15 protein-coding genes and 1 other RNA gene are annotated in these 17,747 nt (G+C 33.6%); 5 read left to right on the top strand and 11 right to left on the bottom strand.

Annotation, left to right across the window (positions count from 1 at the left end; translation table 11 throughout):
* Positions 1-42: 42 nt before the first annotated feature.
* On the top strand, positions 43-831 hold the full coding sequence (locus EJB00_RS05035) for a succinate dehydrogenase iron-sulfur subunit (RefSeq protein ID WP_015587884.1): 789 nt from the start codon (positions 43-45) through the stop codon (positions 829-831).
* 3 nt (positions 832-834) lie between these two features.
* On the opposite strand, the gene EJB00_RS05040 is transcribed toward EJB00_RS05035, so the two are convergent.
* The 4 genes from EJB00_RS05040 to EJB00_RS05055 are packed head-to-tail and all read right to left on the bottom strand — an operon-like array spanning position 835 to position 4,267.
* Positions 835-1,971, bottom strand: a complete 1,137-nt coding sequence (locus EJB00_RS05040; protein ID WP_015587885.1) for a hypothetical protein — start codon at positions 1,969-1,971, stop codon at positions 835-837.
* Positions 1,972-2,006: 35 nt separating this feature from the next.
* A complete protein-coding gene (locus EJB00_RS05045; protein ID WP_135353017.1) occupies positions 2,007-2,798 on the bottom strand; it encodes a GNAT family N-acetyltransferase in 792 nt (263 codons plus the stop codon).
* Positions 2,788-3,270, bottom strand: coding sequence for a phosphatidylglycerophosphatase A family protein (locus tag EJB00_RS05050; protein WP_015587887.1), 483 nt, complete (start codon positions 3,268-3,270; stop codon positions 2,788-2,790). The genes EJB00_RS05045 and EJB00_RS05050 overlap by 11 nt, the downstream gene beginning before the upstream one ends.
* Before the next feature lie 19 nt (positions 3,271-3,289).
* Entirely contained in the window at positions 3,290-4,267 is a 978-nt protein-coding gene (locus tag EJB00_RS05055; protein WP_015587888.1) for an NAD(P)H-dependent glycerol-3-phosphate dehydrogenase, read from the bottom strand.
* Positions 4,268-4,590: 323 nt separating this feature from the next.
* Here EJB00_RS05055 and EJB00_RS05060 point away from each other — a divergent pair, with 323 nt between their 5' ends.
* On the top strand, positions 4,591-5,361 hold the full coding sequence (locus tag EJB00_RS05060; protein ID WP_015587889.1) for a response regulator transcription factor: 771 nt from the start codon (positions 4,591-4,593) through the stop codon (positions 5,359-5,361).
* A 329-nt stretch (positions 5,362-5,690) separates the two neighbouring features.
* On the opposite strand, the gene rnpB is transcribed toward EJB00_RS05060, so the two are convergent.
* Positions 5,691-6,040, bottom strand: an RNA gene (gene rnpB / locus EJB00_RS05065) — RNase P RNA component class A.
* 157 nt (positions 6,041-6,197) lie between these two features.
* Positions 6,198-8,522 carry a hypothetical protein gene (locus tag EJB00_RS05070; RefSeq protein WP_136132835.1) on the bottom strand — a complete coding sequence of 775 codons (2,325 nt, stop codon included), beginning with the start codon at positions 8,520-8,522 and terminating at the stop codon, positions 6,198-6,200.
* A gap of 257 nt (positions 8,523-8,779) precedes the next feature.
* Here EJB00_RS05070 and nuoE point away from each other — a divergent pair, with 257 nt between their 5' ends.
* The 3 genes from nuoE (at position 8,780) to EJB00_RS05085 (ending at position 10,913) form a co-directional block, all read left to right on the top strand.
* Complete coding sequence (gene nuoE / locus EJB00_RS05075) at positions 8,780-9,280, top strand: NADH-quinone oxidoreductase subunit NuoE (protein WP_015587891.1); 501 nt, start codon at positions 8,780-8,782, stop codon at positions 9,278-9,280.
* Positions 9,281-10,492, top strand: a complete 1,212-nt coding sequence (tgt, locus tag EJB00_RS05080; protein ID WP_135353015.1) for a tRNA guanosine(34) transglycosylase Tgt — start codon at positions 9,281-9,283, stop codon at positions 10,490-10,492.
* A 103-nt stretch (positions 10,493-10,595) separates the two neighbouring features.
* Positions 10,596-10,913: a WD_0736 family protein gene (locus EJB00_RS05085; protein ID WP_015587893.1), complete on the top strand. Its 318-nt coding sequence runs from the start codon at positions 10,596-10,598 to the stop codon at positions 10,911-10,913.
* Here EJB00_RS05085 and EJB00_RS05090 read toward each other — a convergent pair.
* The 5 genes from EJB00_RS05090 to EJB00_RS05110 form a co-directional block, all read right to left on the bottom strand.
* Positions 10,910-12,184, bottom strand: a complete 1,275-nt coding sequence (locus EJB00_RS05090; protein WP_015587894.1) for a M16 family metallopeptidase — start codon at positions 12,182-12,184, stop codon at positions 10,910-10,912. The genes EJB00_RS05085 and EJB00_RS05090 overlap by 4 nt on opposite strands.
* A gap of 1 nt (position 12,185) precedes the next feature.
* On the bottom strand, positions 12,186-12,794 hold the full coding sequence (locus EJB00_RS05095) for a superoxide dismutase (RefSeq protein ID WP_015587895.1): 609 nt from the start codon (positions 12,792-12,794) through the stop codon (positions 12,186-12,188).
* Positions 12,795-13,240: 446 nt separating this feature from the next.
* Positions 13,241-13,789 (bottom strand): 16S rRNA (guanine(966)-N(2))-methyltransferase RsmD, encoded by a 549-nt coding sequence (gene rsmD / locus EJB00_RS05100; RefSeq protein ID WP_015587896.1) that lies wholly within the window; start codon positions 13,787-13,789, stop codon positions 13,241-13,243.
* 104 nt (positions 13,790-13,893) lie between these two features.
* Positions 13,894-14,523 carry a WD_0853 family protein gene (locus EJB00_RS05105; RefSeq protein WP_135353014.1) on the bottom strand — a complete coding sequence of 210 codons (630 nt, stop codon included), beginning with the start codon at positions 14,521-14,523 and terminating at the stop codon, positions 13,894-13,896.
* Complete coding sequence (locus EJB00_RS05110) at positions 14,507-17,743, bottom strand: TrbL/VirB6 family protein (RefSeq protein WP_135353013.1); 3,237 nt, start codon at positions 17,741-17,743, stop codon at positions 14,507-14,509. Before EJB00_RS05110 ends, EJB00_RS05105 begins: the two co-directional genes overlap by 17 nt.
* Positions 17,744-17,747 lie beyond the last annotated feature (4 nt).

The raw sequence follows: 17,747 nt of genomic DNA on the forward strand, positions 1-17,747 counted from the left end.
TTATTTACAAAAAAGGGGTTTTAGCTGTAAAAGGTAAGCAATATGGTTCAGTTTTCTTTACCAAAAAATTCTAAAGTTAATAAAAAGGGCAAGATTTATCCTACTCCTACTGGAGCAAAAAATATTAGAAGATTTCAAATTTATCGTTGGTCTGCTGATGATGATAAAAATCCAAGAATAGACACATTTTTTATCGATATGGATAATTGTGGCCCTATGGTACTTGATGTATTAATAAAAATAAAGGATGAAATAGATTCGACCTTAACTTTTAGACGCTCTTGCAGAGAAGGAATATGCGGATCTTGTGCAATGAATATTGATGGTACCAACACTCTTGCATGCACTAAATCTATACATGATATAAAAGGTGAAGTAAAAATATATCCACTACCTCATATGTATATAGTAAAGGATCTAGTTCCAGATCTAAGCCAATTTTATGAGCAATACAAATCGATTAAACCTTGGTTACAAACAGATAAATCTGCCTTAAAAAATAAAGAATACTTTCAATCTCCTGAAGATAGAAAAAAATTGGATGGTCTGTCTGATTGTATACTATGTGCTTGCTGTTCGACTGGTTGCCCAAGCTATTGGTGGAATGGTGATAAATTTTTAGGGCCAGCGATATTACTGCAAGCTTATAGATGGATTGCTGACAGTCGTGATAATAAGAAAGAAGAAAGACTTGCTTCTTTAAACGACCCATTTAAGTTGTATCGTTGTCATACAATAATGAATTGTACAAAAACCTGCCCGAAAGGGCTTAACCCAGCAAAAGCGATAGCGAAAGTAAAACAGCTTATGGTAGAGAGAGAAGGAATTTGAGTGTTATTTCTGGCACTCTTCGTAAGAAAATAGTAGACCCTCTGAAGCATAGGGTATTGTTAATACTCTAAACGTTCTTCCATTCATGAAATGTATTGTTTCACCATATGATTCCAGTAATATTTTGAATAACTCATGTCTTTGATTATTAATAGTTTGAAAATCCTTTTTTCCTAAAAGCTTTTTAGATTCAAATAGGTGAAGCATAATCTCGTGATAAGTTGGATAAGACTCCAAAAATTTTGGATCAAACTGAAAAGTTTTTATAAAAGCATTATTATAAAATTTTAGCTTTTGATTCTTACTATATATCGCTACAGCAATCGATAGCTTATCAAGCAAACTTTCTTGTGCAGCTAAACAATTGCTTAGCTCAGTATGTAATTTTTTTTCATCACTAATATCTTTTCCATACATTACTATGCTATTAGAATTTTGCATTGGAACTTCAACAAAATTAAAAACCTTAGGTTCGTTCTTGTAAGTTATTACACACTCTCCTGGTTTTACGTTATAGGAGCCACTCGCAACAGTAAATTTTTTAGAGCTGCCTATATATTTATCATAAAATAAGTTATAAAACCTTACTTTTTTATTCTTATTGTGCTTCAGTATTGGAAATGGTAAAGAGTCAAAAATTTTTTTATAGTTCTCCAATTCTCGCATAAGCTTACTATTTTCTAACTCAAGTTCATTAGCTTTTATCTTATAATCGGAGATATTCCTTATCCATAACAACACACCAATCACATTATTAGAATAATCTATTATGCTTTTACCATAACATGTGCAATAAACCTCACTGTCTTTTGACTTTAAATCTAGAGTAAAAGATTTATTTATTTCCTTTGCCTCAGCAAAACTTTTAATTAAGCTTTCTGATTGCTCAAAAAAATTTACAAACTCATTAAATGAATAAAAAACAGTATTAAGCAAAATTAGTAAATTGGGAGAAAATTTTTCTATACGTTTTTTTGCGTCCCAAATATAAAATCCATCATTCACAGTATCTATTAAATTATTTATGATAACATTTTGATGTTGTAAGTCCTTAATTTTATTACTAATTTTTAATTTAGAATATGAGAAAAAGAAGAATACTAGAATTAGTAGTAAAACTATTTCATACAAAAAAAACATAGTATTCTAAAACAGATATAAAAATTTGTAACCTCTCAGCAAAGAGATTGTACTGAAGAGGTATATAAGTGAAGATTGCCCAATACCCTAAAGCCTAATCTCTTATAAAGGTTTACAGAAGGTTTCATGCAATGTGCTACTATGTATTTGCATTCAAATTGCCTAGCTATCTTTATTCTTTCTAGAACCATTTGAGTTCCTATTCCACGACCCCTGTAAATTGGTAAAACTCCATCGCTATAAAAACCAGCTATGCTGTCTTGAATATAAAGACCGCATGTTCCAACAATTTCGTTATTTAGCATTACAAGAAAAAATCTTAACCTTGAGCTCTTATCATCACAATTCGATAATTGGCGAAAAAATGTGCTAACAATACTAATTCTGTGATAAAAAATTTTAGAAGTGTGTAAATCTAATTGCTCTAAGAGCTCACTACTATTTACAACATTGAACTTCAAATTTGGAACAGCATCATCAGGCAAAAAATAATCTTTTATATTGAGTAAAACTTTTTTTGGTGTGCTAACGTGTTTTATTTCGCATTTTTCTAAAGTACCCCCTATTTTTATACGTGGACTTATTATCCATGTTGCTTCTATATTTCGTGCTTTGAGATAATCTAGAGTTCTGCATATGGAAAGCTCAGTACATTGATCTTCACAAAACACAAAATTAAATAACGATTCTCTGGTACCATTTACTGTAAATATAACATTATCAAATTCGTCATGTATTTCCCACTTGGACAAATTCGTTGCATAAAGTATATAATCCTTCAGGTTCTGAATAATTAAGCTTGAATAACAAATTTTTTTATTCTGCATAAACCAACAATAAACAATAAAAGGCTCCTATAAAAACAAAGGCTAAAATTGCAGCTACAACATCATCTAGCATAATACCTAAAGGACCTTTTGTATTTTTATCAATCAAATTTATAGGCCACACTTTTATTATATCAAAAAACCTAAAGGAGAAAAAGCACACCAACAATACAGAGCTATTCATTTCTTGTTCTAATAATATTGAAACCAGAAGTACTGTCAGCAATTGACCAACTACTTCATCAATTACTACCTCTTTTGGATCATGCGGAGCTTTGTAATGTTGTATATAATTGCCTGTAGACCATAATCCAACTAAGAATAAAAAAAAAATAATTGCTGTACCTAAAATTCTGTCATTGAGTAATATAGGAACAATTGGGTAAGCAGCCAAGCTGCCTATAGTACCTGGCATGTTTTTTACCGTGCCAGATAGCCACCATGTTGATATTAATTTATATAAAAATTTCACAATATACCGAAATATAAAACTAATTTACAAGAACAGAAATAGTATCTTCTATAGAAGTATTTTCATATAGCAATCTATAGATCGCTTCACATATGGGCATTTTTATCTTTAGCTTTTCTGCTAAATCAAATGCAGACTTAGCAGTGTTAAAACCTTCAATTACCGACTTACCTTCTGATAAAATCTGCTGAGCACTAGAACCATTACTATTAGCTACTTTAGATCCAAAAGATAGATTTCTCGAATTTAATGATGTGCATGTCACAACCAAATCGCCTAAGCATGCTGGTCCAAGTAGTGTATTTATATCTACATTGCCGTCACCAACTTTTGCTGAGTATAAAGCCTTAATTTCACTCATACTTTTCGTAATTAATGCTGCATGAGCATTAAACCCAAACCTACCTAGAACAACCCCACATGCTATAGCAAAAACATTCTTTAACGCTGCACAAACCTGTATTCCTATAACATCGCTACTAAGGTACAATTTAATATTTTCTTGCTGTAGCTCTGATACTAATTTTGAACCTAATACTTCATTTTGACATGCAAGGACCATCGAATATGGTAATTTTCTTGCAACTTCTATAGCAAAGCTAGGACCAGAAAAAACAGCAAGAGGATTATTAGGTAAAACTTCATTGACTACTTCACTAGGTAATTTTAATGTAGATTTTTCTATTCCCTTACAAGCCAAAATTATTGCTACATTTTTTTTTAGGTTACAATCATTCAATTGATGACATATCTCCCTTAGAGACTGAGTGGGAACAGCTAGAATTATTACTGAAGCATTAACTACATCTTCAATAGCTAATTTTACTGATACATTATCAGAAATTGGACAATCAGGTAGCTTGTCACTTTCTCTTTTCTCTTTAATTGATTCAAATATGGCCTTATTGCGAGTCCACAAAATTACATTTTTCTTACTACTTAATGAAATCGCAATTGCTGTACCCCATGCGCCAGCACCTAAAACTGATATTACCACTCAATATTCCTGAAAGTATTACTTATAATTTAAAACTGTAGAATAAGTAAATTAAAAATATAACATAAAAGTATAAAATAGTTTAAATATCTATTAACCTAAGTATTCTTTTAATAAAAATAGCTTCTATTCAATATTTACTAAAAATAGTATTATTATAGTATATCTATTATATTTTAGATCTATTTGTATAATTTTGGAACGACACATTAACTATTAATTAATAAGTGTAATTTCTATTATTCATTAATAAAAATTTGATTTGTTACTTTCCTTGGTTATATATATTACTAAAATTATAAATTATTTATGGGGTGTAAAATATGCGTATATTATTAATTGAAGATGATCAAGTAAGTGCAAGGACTGTAGTTAATGCCTTAACTTCTGATGGACATTTTTGCGACGTTGTTACTTCTGCACAAGATTATAACAATAATATGGTTTCTTCAAACGGAGATTACTATGACCTAGTTATTTTAGATATACACTTGCCTGGTGATATTGACGGATATGATATACTGTTAAAATTAAGAAGTGCAAAAATCAAAGTTCCTGTTTTAATACTTTCGTGTATCTCCGCTGCCAACCATAAAGCTAAAGGACTTGGGTATGGTGCCGACGATTACTTAACCAAGCCATTTCACAAGAGCGAATTATTAGCTCGAATTAAAGCCATAGTCCGACGTACTAAAGGTCATCCCGAATCAGTGATAAAGATTGGTAATATGAATATCAATTTTGATCACAGGATTGTTGAGGTAAAAGGCAAAACAGTTCACCTTACTAACAAAGAGTATTCCATGATAGAATTGCTGGCATTGCGTAAAGGAGCAGTGTTGACAAAAGAAATGTTTTTAAACCATCTTTACAATGGCTTGGACGAACCTTCAGACAACAAAATAGTTGATGTTTTTATGTGTAAATTACGTAAAAAACTTGAAAGTGCAAATGATGGAATAAGCCACATAGAAACCGTTTGGGGTAGAGGATATGTTCTAAAAGAGTATGTTGACGATGAAGAATACTCTAGTGCTAATATAAGCGAAAGCAGTAGTGACTATCAAGCAGAACAAGTGAAGGACAGCGCATGAAATGCTTTATTCACCCATTCATTGAAGCAACAAAATAGGTAAGATAAAAACCAATTGTAAAAGTGAGGTAACGTGGTCAGTTTTTTAGAACTTTACAAAGATTTACAACAAAAAATAAAAAAGTTGTAAGCTAAGATAAAAAGTTATAGGTAAGAAAATAAGGTTTTAGAGATAGAGGGTGATGAGTTAAAGGAAAAGCTTTGTTAAGTTCAAAAGGAAATACAAAAAGAGATAAGCCAAGAAGTAAAAGGAATATAGGTGGTCAAATTGAGCGTACAGGATATGTGAAATGTTTGATACATTTACATAGTACGGCTGACATTCATGTATTGACTAGGTGAAATATAAGCCGAGTTCTGTTTATGTAGCTATTTATCTGGAGTAAATGTTACCATTTACTTCATGCGATTTACCCGAGTAGATATGAGAAAAACATAAAATCTACTTCTATTTAATCTTGCTCCTAGTGTTGGTTACTTGACTACCAATGTTGCCATTGTTATGGTGCGCTCTTACCACACCTTTTCACCCTTGCCTAATAATATTTTAGGCGGTAATTTTCTGTAGCCCTATAACTGGAGTTACCTCCGGCGGGCGTTACCCGTCACTACCTTTTCTTGGAGCTCGGACTTTCCTCTGCTGTGTTTATCACACAACAGCAGCTACTTATTCCACCTAGAAATTATACTTTAACATTAAAATCACAAAAGCAAAAGAAAATTTCCTAACAGTCTACATACTAAAAACATTCAGACAAATAGCTAAAGGTGATATTCCGGTACATCATCGCTATCCCAAGATAAGCTTTTTTCACTTTTAGACTCTAGCTCAGTCAGTCAAGATCCTGGTCCACCGCTTGAAGACGATGAGCTACTTCTTGACCGACTACTACTCTCCACCGATATACTGTTTAGCACTGTTTCAGATTGATCCATAGTTCGCATAGATATATGTCTTATTCTGTTATTAGCGATAAAAATTTCTTCATCGCTATTGCCACTTGAAGATGATCGCCTTCTATCATTGAAATTAGTTAGTTCTAACACAGGAGCAGCATTACGACCCTTAACATATTTGTATGCTATGAATCCTATAATTCCAGCAATACTTATTATCGCCCCAACCAAAGACCCTCCTATCATTCCTGCCCTATTAGACTCTATAGCAAGCTGAGTGGGCTGTGGTGAAGGAGTAGTTTGAGGAAGTAAAGTTGTAGTGAACAAAGGAGTTGTTACCTTTGTTCCAGTATTTGATATAGTGGACAATGTTTGTATAGTTTTCTCTGAGTTTGTTATTGGCGCATTAGTTGGCATTGTAGTAATCATAGTTGATTGTGAGGTCGCAATAGTTTCAGCTACTGTTGTTGGTTCTGATGACGTACTCATCTTAGTTGTTAATTCTGTTAAAGGCTTACTCATCGTAGTACTGCTTGCTGTAAAAGTTGACTCAACAGTCGCTGCTGTAGATTTTACAGTACTTGTCTCAGTTTCTGAAGTTACTATCGGTGCACTAGTTGACGTTGTAGCAACTGTGGTCGCTTGTGGAGTAGTAGTTGTTTTTGCTACTGTTGTTGGCCCCACTGTTACTGTACTTGTTTGAATTGTTGACTCTGTTGAAGGCCTACTCGTTGTAGAAGTAGGTGCAGTGGTAGTTGATGCTACTGTTGTTGACTCCACTGTTACTGTACTTGCCTGAGTTGTTGACTCTGTTGAAGGCCTACTCGTTGTAGAAGTAGGTGCAGTGGTAGTTGATGCTACTGTTGTTGACTCCACTGTTACTGTACTTGCCTGAGTTGTTGACTCTGTTGAAGATTTACTCATTGTGGAAGTTGGTACAATGATAGTTGATGCTTCTGTTGTTAATTTGGTAGTCTTTACAGTGTCGGTTTCTGTTGTGCTAGTAATTGCAGCAGTCGTCGTTTTCTTAGAAGTCACAACCGTCTCTGTAACAGTTATAGGAGCCACAGTACTGCTGGAAATAATACTAGGCATCAATTGGCCGTTAATGATATTAACAAAATCACTGAGAGCTTTGATACTGCTTGTCGGTATTATCGTTGCTTCAGAAGATTTTCCAGAGCTCTCTCTATTAAAAGTTATAATACTCTCTCCACTTACCGCAGTGACGATAAAACCTCCCTGATCATTGTCTTTAACGTACAATTGATCTACAGGATCTTTGAATTCATGAATAATAAAATTCGACTTTGATCGACTCTTAACAAGACTTGCTAAATGTAACTTTTGCATGTTAGAAGATTGATCATTTTCAAGAAAAGCAACTAAATCATCACCTTCAGTTCGTCTTACATACTGTAAAAAGTTTATTTTTCCTGGATTATAGATAGTAGATGGTGCTATATTTAATTGGCATCCTTTCTTACTAAGCAAACATTCATCTTTCTTTCCACTTTTTAGATCCTCAACCACTTTGGCCATATCGAACTTAAAAATATTTGTTCTTACTTCTTGGTTTTTAGTAGGCTTTATCTGTGTATAAAGCATCGTATTTTCATCTAGTACTAATTGCCCTGGATTGTCAAATTTGAATAATTTTCTTTCTATAATGTGTTTTGCTCCAGGTAAAGGTCTGAACTTTCCATCTCCTTTCGATTCTAAATACCAAGAAACTAAAGCTTGATCCTTTAAGTTATGAGCAATTACAACAACATTACCAACTTTTACTGCTTTTGGTAAAAAGTAACTATTGTCTTCATTTGCAAGATTATTTATATCAATGTTCTTGTATAATTTTACTTTTCCTACGTATTCAACCAAGGGAACATTAGTTGAATGCTTGATTTCGTAAGTGTTGAATGTTAAGCCTTTGATGCACTTTTCTTTTTTGTTAATTTCTTCTGTAGGAAAGATAACTCCAACTTTATCTACTTCAGCTGAATTTTCTATTAGTGTGGGAGATAATTGGCTCTTAAATTCATTTGCTATGTTGACACCTGTATCACACTCGTATGTTTTTGATTGATATGATGGGCTAATAAGTAATTTTACTCTACTGCTTCCATTGCCGTTATCTTGATAGCTGAGTCCATAAGTAACTCCATTTCCTTCAATCAACCCTACGTTTTTTGGATTAAAACCTATCGCTTCTTTAACTTTCAGTGTAGTTGTATTAACTCCAAGCAATCTACTTAATACAGACATAATTATATTTAAAATCTTAACAAAATGCTATTATGATTGTTTCCACGTGTTAATGTCAATGAAAATTTTAATTAAAGTTAAGAAATTAATACCTTTGTAATCTGCAAAGCGAAATATGGAAAATGATTAGCAGTAAAGAATTCACAAATTGGGTGCACCCACTCTACAGATATAATATTGTAGAGCTCAAAAAACCAACAATTGCAATTGTTAACTCTTCAAGTATAATTTGTTGAGATTTACAAGAGACTTATTAGATGAAAGAGAAAGAAGAGGAGTTTAGTTTTACATCAGATAACCTGAAGAAAGCGAAAAAGTCTATAGAGATGTATCCTAAAGGTAGAGAAGGTAGTGCTGTTATGCCTTTACTGTATCTGATTCAAGAGCAATGCGGATGGGTTTCTGAATCTGCTATGCGTTATGTTGCTGATATGCTGCATATTCCACATATTCGTGTATACGAAGTGGCAAATTTTTACACCATGTATAATTTAAAACCAGTAGGTAAATATCTGATACAAGTTTGTAGAACAACTCCTTGCTGGTTATGTAATAGCGAGGAAGTTTTAAGTACCTTTAAAAAGAAGCTTGGGATCAATATCGGTGAAACCACTAAAGATAATCTATTTACTTTAAAGGAAGTTGAATGTCTTGGTGCATGCGTTAATGCCCCTGTGGTGCAGATCAATAATGACTTTTATGAACACCTCACTCCTGAAAAAGTAGAAAATATCATAGCAGAGCTTTCAAGCAAATAGATGGAAAAGTTTTCGTTTAGGATAACCAAGCAATCAGGTTCTGCAAGAGTTGGCACAATTAAAACTCCAAATGGAAATATAGAAACACCAGCATTTATATTTTGTGCAACCAAAGCTGCAATTAAAGCTGCAGATATTGAGAGAATCAGGGAAGCAGGTACTCAGATAATACTTTCCAACACTTACCACCTAATGCTCCAACCAGGAGAAGATACCGTAGCAAAACTTGGTGGATTGCACAAGATGATGGGATGGAGTGGACCAATGCTCACTGATTCTGGTGGATACCAGATATTTAGTTTAGGACACGGGTCAGTTTCAGAAGAAATAAAGGGAATAAGACAGAAACAAAAAACTCTGATCAAAATTAACGAAGATGGGGCAATTTTTCGCTCTTACATAAATGGTAAAACTTATTGTCTAACTCCTGAAAAGTCTATACAAATTCAACAAAAATTAGGTGCAGATTTAATCCTAGTTTTAGATGAATGTACTCCATTCCATGTCAGTAAAGAATACACAAAAAAATCAATGCTCATGAGCCACAGATGGGCTGAACGTTCTTTAAATGAGTTTGAAAAAAATAATGATGGCAAACAGGCGCTGTATGGAATTAGCCAAGGCGGAGTGTATCAAGATTTACGTGGAGAAAGTTGTGACTTTATCAACAATTTGCCATTTTTTGGTCAAGCAATAGGTGGATCGCTTGGTCAGAGTAAAGAGCAGATGTATGACGTAGTTTCCTTTACTATGGAACGTTTAAAAAAAGAGAGGCCTACTCATTTGCTTGGTATCGGTGGAATTGTGGACATTTTTCGTGGAGTAGAGCTTGGTGTTGACACATTTGATTGTGTGCATCCAACTCGCCTCGCAAGACATGGTGGCGCACTTGTTAAAGTAAAAAACAGAGATTCTATTTCTTCAAAGCGTAAAGAGCATATTAATTTGCGAAATCAACGATTCGAACTAGATGATAACCCAATTGAAAATGACTGTTTGTGCTTTACTTGCAGAAAACATTCAAGAGCCTATATACACCATTTACTAAAAGCGAAGGAATTGCTGGCTTACACACTCATTACCATTCACAATGTTTTCTTCATGAATAAGTTGATGGAATCAATAAGACAAGCAATATTGAATGATAGGCTAGATCAGGAAAAAAATAATTGGATTAGTGAAATACCGCTGCATTGTGAATTATATACCTAGTTCATATTTTGCACATGTGCGTTGCATTTTTTAATCTTCCTTAAAAACTTGACAGTACCGCATATATACGGGTATACTAGAAATATAATTTTGTGAGGCATTTATGGTTAAAAGTAAAGAAAAACATCAAATAGCGTTTTGCGTTTCAGCCTTTACACTCTTAGCTGGTTTATCATTGATCGCAACTGGAATTGCAGTAGGTACTGTACCTGCTATAGCTTCTTGTTTAGTGACAGGAGGAATTTTAACTGCCTTGTCTATTGTGCAATCAGTAGAAAGCTATTTATTTTTACAAAACAGCGAAAAAACTTTCAATAAAATGATTAGTGGTATACACTATGGATCAGAAAGCAAACTTTTTATAGAAAGGATTTTGCAACCATTCATTGAACTTTTTAGTGAGCATAAGCAACATAACTAAAGTACACTAAGCATAGAAACCACTTTATCGTAACTTGGCAGTGAATTAATTTCTCCAATCGCAGCTAAAGTAATTTTTTCATGCTGAGATAGCAATTCTTCTGCTGCTTTTTTTATATCGTAAATAGTAACAGCACTAATTTTTTCTATTAATTCGTTTTTACTGATGTATTTATTATAGTTGCCGTAGTAATGTCCTAACGTTTCAGCACGCGAGCTAACACTTTCGCGTGACATTAAAATTTGGGATTTTACTCGCTCTTTTACTCTATTTACTTCTTCTTCCTTCAGATCGTCTGTGGACAATTTCTTTAGCTCTGTCGTTATGGATTTTAAAAGCTTATCTAGATTACTACTATCTGTACCGGCAAAAATGGAGAGCATTCCTGTATCAGCATAACTAGAGTTGAATGAGTAAATGGAGTAAGCAAGACCCTGCTTTTCTCTTACTTCCTGAAATAGGCGTGATGACATTCCGCTTCCCAGTATGGCATCAAGAACTTTGAATGTGTGATATCTATTATCATCACGAGAAACACTAGGTAGACCAATTAATAAATGTACTTGATCTAATTTACGATGTTCTAAATACTCACCACCGGTATAACTTGCATTCTCGCTTTTTTTCAGCTCTCTTGAATGAATCTTTGAGAGAAAGTCTTTGATTAATTGAACAACTTCCTCATGTTCAACATTTCCTGCAACAGCAAATATAATGTTCTCGCCAAAGTAATGCTCATTTATGTAGTTATCTAGATTAGCTCGGGTAAAAGATTTGACAGTATCTTGCGTGCCCAAGATTGATCTACCAAATGGTTGATCTTTATAAGCTGCTTCAAAATACTTATCAAAAATGATATCGCTCGGTGAATCATTAGTTTGAAAAATCTCTTGTATTACAACGCCCTTTTCGCGTTCCAATTCATCCTCTGGAAATATAGAATTCATTAATATATCTATTAATATATCAATGCCAGTCTTTATATCTTTTTTAAGAACCTTTGCGTAATAACTTGTACTTTCTCTACCGGTGCAGGCATTGAAAGCTCCACCTATGTCGTCAAAAGCTTTTGCAATTTCAAAAGCAGTTCTTGTCTTTGTTCCTTTGAAAGCCATGTGTTCTAGGAAATGAGATATTCCATTTTGACTTGCACTTTCAGCTCTACTGCCAACACCAACTCGTATATTTAAAGCTACAGAATCAACATCATGCACTCGCTCAGTTATTATGCGCAGACCATTATCTAATTTTGTTACCTGTGGTACATTCATTTTATATACTCTTTTTTAAATTCTCTTCTGCAAAACCCCAATTGATCAAATGATCAAGAAAAACTTTTATATAGTCAATTCTACGATTTTGGCAATCCAAATAGTATGCATGCTCCCACACATCCATAGTAAGCAGCGGTACTTGATCATAAATTAGCGGCAAGTCCGCATTTGGAGTTTTAGTGATTTTGAGTTTTCCTTTTTCAAGCACTAACCATACCCATCCACTACCAAATTGGCTTACTCCATAATTTGAAAATTCTTCACAAAATTTATCAAAGCCACCAATATCATCTTGAATTTTTTTTGCTAGAAGACCATCATCTTGAGGCTTACCACCACCATTCTTTTTCATTGAATTCCAATAAAAAGTGTGATTCCAAACTTGTGCTGCATTGTTAAAAATAGGAACTGTATTATTATTTCCATGAACTTTCGTTACTAATTCCTCAATTTCCATATGTTGATAATCTGTGTTTTCAACCAGTTCGTTGAGTTTATTTAAATATCCCTTATGGTGCTTATCATAATGAAAATCTAATGTCTTTACAGATATATAAGGCTCTAAAGCTGCTTTATCATACGGCAACTCAGGTAAAGTAAAACTCATGCTGACCTCTTTATTTTCGATGGTATGGTAATATGTGCTTTTGCGCAACAGATAATTTAGTTAGGTAGTGATTGCATTTATTCTAAAACAAGCGATATTAGTAAGATAATTATGTTTTTATTTTAGAGGGGTAATATGTCAAGTTTATTCAAGAATTTTAGTAGATATGCTAAGTTCGGAGATATTCCTAGAAAAAGCGTTGGATATTGTGGTAACGAAGTTTCACAAAATAGTTTCTATAAGTCCGTTTATTAATAACCTCACTGTTTTGTAATTGGATAAAAGTAAGATTTAAATCCGATTGAGAAGTTCTGGTTTGCCATTAAGCATGTCATAAGAAAAGTGCTGCCAAGCTTTTGGCCCAATATTAATTCGGCTATTGATTTTTTCTTTCAGTCCTCGGAAAAATCTTACTTAGCTTAGCTATAGATGTTTACAAAAGAAATTCAAGTGAGTGAAGAAAGAAAAATTATTTTTGCAATACCGTAGGTACGCTCCACAATTATATTGAAGTTTTTATTGCACTCAAAACCTTCATTTTTCCTCATTTCTAGAATTATTAACGCATTATCATTTAACCAGCCTGAGTGAGCTAATTCGTCCAAAGTTGAGTTAACCAGATTGATATTATAAGGTGGGTCCATAAAAACTATATCGCACTTTGAAATAGGTCTTGGTAATCCGTTAGCATTGCAACAAATTAACGTGATATCGTTCGTAATTCCAAGATCTTCTGCGGTTTTTTTAGGCAGTTGCAAATTGTAATAATCTGAATCTACCATGAATGCATGTTTAGCACCTCGAGAAAGTGCTTCAAATGAAAAAGAGCCACTTCCGCAGAATAAATCAAGTACATTTAGGTTATAAATAGGTTTTCTTGAAGAAAGTATACTAAATATTGCTTCTCGGACACTACTCATAGTGGGCCGTGCAGCTAAATTCTTGCCTGTAGTTATTTTTCTTCCACGATATTTACCCGCAATAACACGTAACATATAAAACAAGTTCGAAGTTAACTAATTATTTATAATACACATTTAATGTCAACATAGCTTCAGCAGTCTAATAGAAAGAAGGTTGCTTGTGGAGAAACGCAAGATCAATCGCTTTTCTTTGATTTATTTTCTATACTGATTGCACGACCAATCTCATCTTGTAAATCATCATGGTTGTTTTTTTCATCATGACCCATCCCTTCAATTCTACTTTCTAACTCTAACTTAATTAGAGTATTGATTTTCTCTATATTATCGAGGAAGTTTTTACATTCTTCATCACTATATTCCTCACCAGATGCTTTTTTTTCTATAAATAAACTTTTTAACCCTACTAGATCAAAACTCTGATTGGCATTTAACACAATATTTCTCTCTATAAAACTAAGATCTGATAGTAACAAACTAACCTCTAATAGATCTTCACTTTTAATGTTTACAAGATTATCAAGATTATCTAAAATAGAGAACATCTTAAGCTCCTTTTGTGCAATTTCTTTGTCTTCTTTGTCAAATTCTGACGATAGCCCTTTATCATCTATAAGTCTCTCATTCAGAGCTTTATTTAGCTTTGAAAGATTAACATCACCTTGCTTAGTGCTATCTAGTAACAAATCTACCCTCGCTCTGCGCGCATTTAAAACATCATTGTAATCGTTTAACTTGATATTACCATCTTCGTCTTGCTGAAGACCATAATAACTTAGCCCTTTGAAATTACGATTCTTCATCATTCTCTATGTTCTCATTCCTTTCATTATCTTGACGCTCTCTATCTTCTCCGGCACGTATAGCTTCTGTAGTGTTTTTTAAATTTTCTGGTTCCGTGCCTAATTTTCGCGCTACTCTATTTGATTGGTCAGGCTTATTTTCTTTTGATGATTCACCCTCTTCTTTTGGTTCTTTTGTACGTCCAATAGTGTAATCATGAAGCCTTTCCAAGAACTCACGTCTGTGCGTTTTTGCTCTATAAAGCAAATTATGCTGATAACCATCCTTTTCTCCTTTAGCAGGGTTAATTCCTATAGAGTCGAGACCATGTTCCCAAGCAAACTTCATAGCATCTTCTATTGTATAGCCCAAATGTGATCCTACATATCCTTTATAATATTCTAAATATTTATCAATTCTTCTATGTGCAATATCTTCTTTATCAATTCCAAACGCCCTGTAGATTTTTTCCTCAAGCTTATCAACATCATTTTTAGGTGATGTTGCAAATTTTGTTGCTTCAATAGTAGCACCTACAAGCTTACGTGGTACATTAATAGCATATTTCAGCACACCCCCAACTCCTGGTATTCTACCTAGCAAATTAGCTTTACCTCCAGCTAATCTGTCCGGTACATGAGTAGCCCAATCACCTAAAGACTCTAACTTTCCGCCAGCAAAGTTCTGCCACTGCTGCTTTAATCCATCTGTAACACTAGCTAAAGGTGATGCTTGATACATACTAGATATACTGTAAACACTAAACCCACCACCGGCAATGCTTGAGCCCATCTGTTGTACAAACTCCTTTAAAGAAAACATCAAAAACGAAAGCAAGAACAGCATAAAGATCTCTCCTACGTTGATTAAATAACCTCTCTGTATGTCCTGTACCCTTTGGTAATCGCTATTTTCTTGATAGTTTTGATTTATATCATAAAAATTCTCTGATTGGCAGCTTACACTTTGCGTAATTACACCTTGCACTAAAGACTTTATTTCACTTTTTGAATTTGATTGAATGATACCCTTTTTGTAATCGTCTATTATTTTCTCATAATTCCTGCATTCTTCTTCATGCTGTTGAGATTGACAATAACGCCTTTTTATCTTACCATTTATATTATCTATCAACAATAAGATATCAGCCTTTTCTGATGCATGTAATAAACTATTCGTTAGACGCACTAGATCTTTTTCACTACAATTAGCATCAACTACTATATCACTTTCTGCTATATAATGGTCTGCTGGATTTTTCTCAGTACCAGGCACTGGATTAAAGAAAGGGTAATCTATATAACGAAAACCTTTATTAATGTAATCTGGTGGAAGAGGGATATATCCAGCGCCACCAGTAAACTTTACTGTACCACCTATTCTGCTTAGTTTTTCTATACCTTCTATATTCTTATCTACGTTCAACGGAGAAGCCTCCCCGATAGTATAAGGTACAAAAATTTGCCCTGGAGTCCAGCTAAAGTATTCTTTATCAATTATACAAAAACCACCAAATACCCATTTTGGAGCACATAACTTTATTTCAAGCCATTTATTATAGCACACAGTAAAGCCTAACTGTTTATAAAAGGTATTCATTATCATTGCAGCAAGTAATGACAGCAGGGTAAATATCATAATTGATTGCAAACAGAAACTAATACAGAATTTTATCCAACCCTCAAATAGACTTTTCAGTGGTGAAAATAAAATAGAGATTAGGAATAGCGGCATTATAGATACAAGAAAAGCTATACCCATAAAACCAGAAAGGAATATTATGTAAGCATACATATACAGCAGGAAATATAAGACAATCCCTATAAAAATTGCCGGTATCATAAAGAGACTTGCCCACATTTGATAATGTAAAAATGCTGCAAACTTTTTCCAAACAGAGTAAGCAAAAAACTTATTAAACATATCCTCCATGAAGCTAAACAATTTAGCTTCATTTCCTTGAGCAACGTTTGAATTACCTCCGGTGTTCATGTTGGGAGCAAAATTAGTAATTATGCTTATCAATTGTTCAAGACCTTTAACAAATAAAACAAGAAAATGATCATAGAAAAATCTAAAACTTCCAGGAGATATAAGCACTATTACTAGAGTGATTTTCATCATTCTGATGAGCATATCATGCTTAGTTTCTCTTATCATTCCAAAAAGATAAAGAAGCGATGAAATCACTATAAATAGAACAAGCAAGGAAAGAACAAAATTGTGAAAGCTCGTACTTTTTTCAGCTATATTTTGAAACATCGCTTGTGCAGCTGCAGGATCATTGCTATCAAAATGCTTTTTACAATTTTCGTTAATCAATAATACACATTTTAGATAGTTATAAACGTAATCAAAAAATCCAAAGTTACTTGGTTTCTGCACTCCGCTCAAAAATTCAAAAGAGTAGCCACCTGCATTATCTAGATAATATCTATCTAATATCTTTACATATATTTTCCATCCTTTTTCTAACCTCACCGTATTACAATTCCTGTCCTGTAATGTGGTGTTATCTCTGTCTAAAGTAAAAAGCCCACTTCCATCTTCCGCTACGGAATTGTAACCTAGATGTACAGTAGGAGACTCAGGGTTACGCATGGATTTTAAATTTTCGTTAGGACTAGAATCGCTAGGCCTTTTAAATAAAAGATAAGCACCATGGCCGTTAGTAAACCAACATGGAGCACCGCGTTTTTCTCTGTTATCATCTTCACTAATACACTTGCAATTTACAGTACAACTTGCATTAGGATTACTTGAAATTTTTTGTGTACTAGATTTGTAATCATTACAAATTAAGTGAAAGTCAGGCAAACTATTATCGCCCTGTTTACCTTCAAACTTAGTCACATATTTTAGCTGTTCCAAGCTTTGCAAATTATAACTACCTTTAGATTCTTTCTTATTATTATTACTCCAAGATGTCCATGCACCATTTACTCGTACTACTAAACTATCTCCATTGGTTTCAAATCCAGTATCTTTCCACTTCACCACTTGATTAGAGTGAAAACCATAATTAATTTCGCCAGTATCAGGATCTATAATTTCCTGATCTTCCGGAATAAAAGCATCGTGATCTTTTGAAAAATGAGCACCAACTGCAACCGGTTCAGGACCAAAATAATCAGCAGATATGCACCTTGGAAAAGGCATATCATTCTTACTACAACCTGTAACCAGCACACAGATTACCAAAATTAATAACCTAAACCAACATTTGCCTAAGCGTGATTGCATACCT

The sequence above is a fragment of the Wolbachia endosymbiont of Drosophila mauritiana genome (genome assembly GCF_004795975.1).
Lineage (GTDB): Bacteria > Pseudomonadota > Alphaproteobacteria > Rickettsiales > Anaplasmataceae > Wolbachia.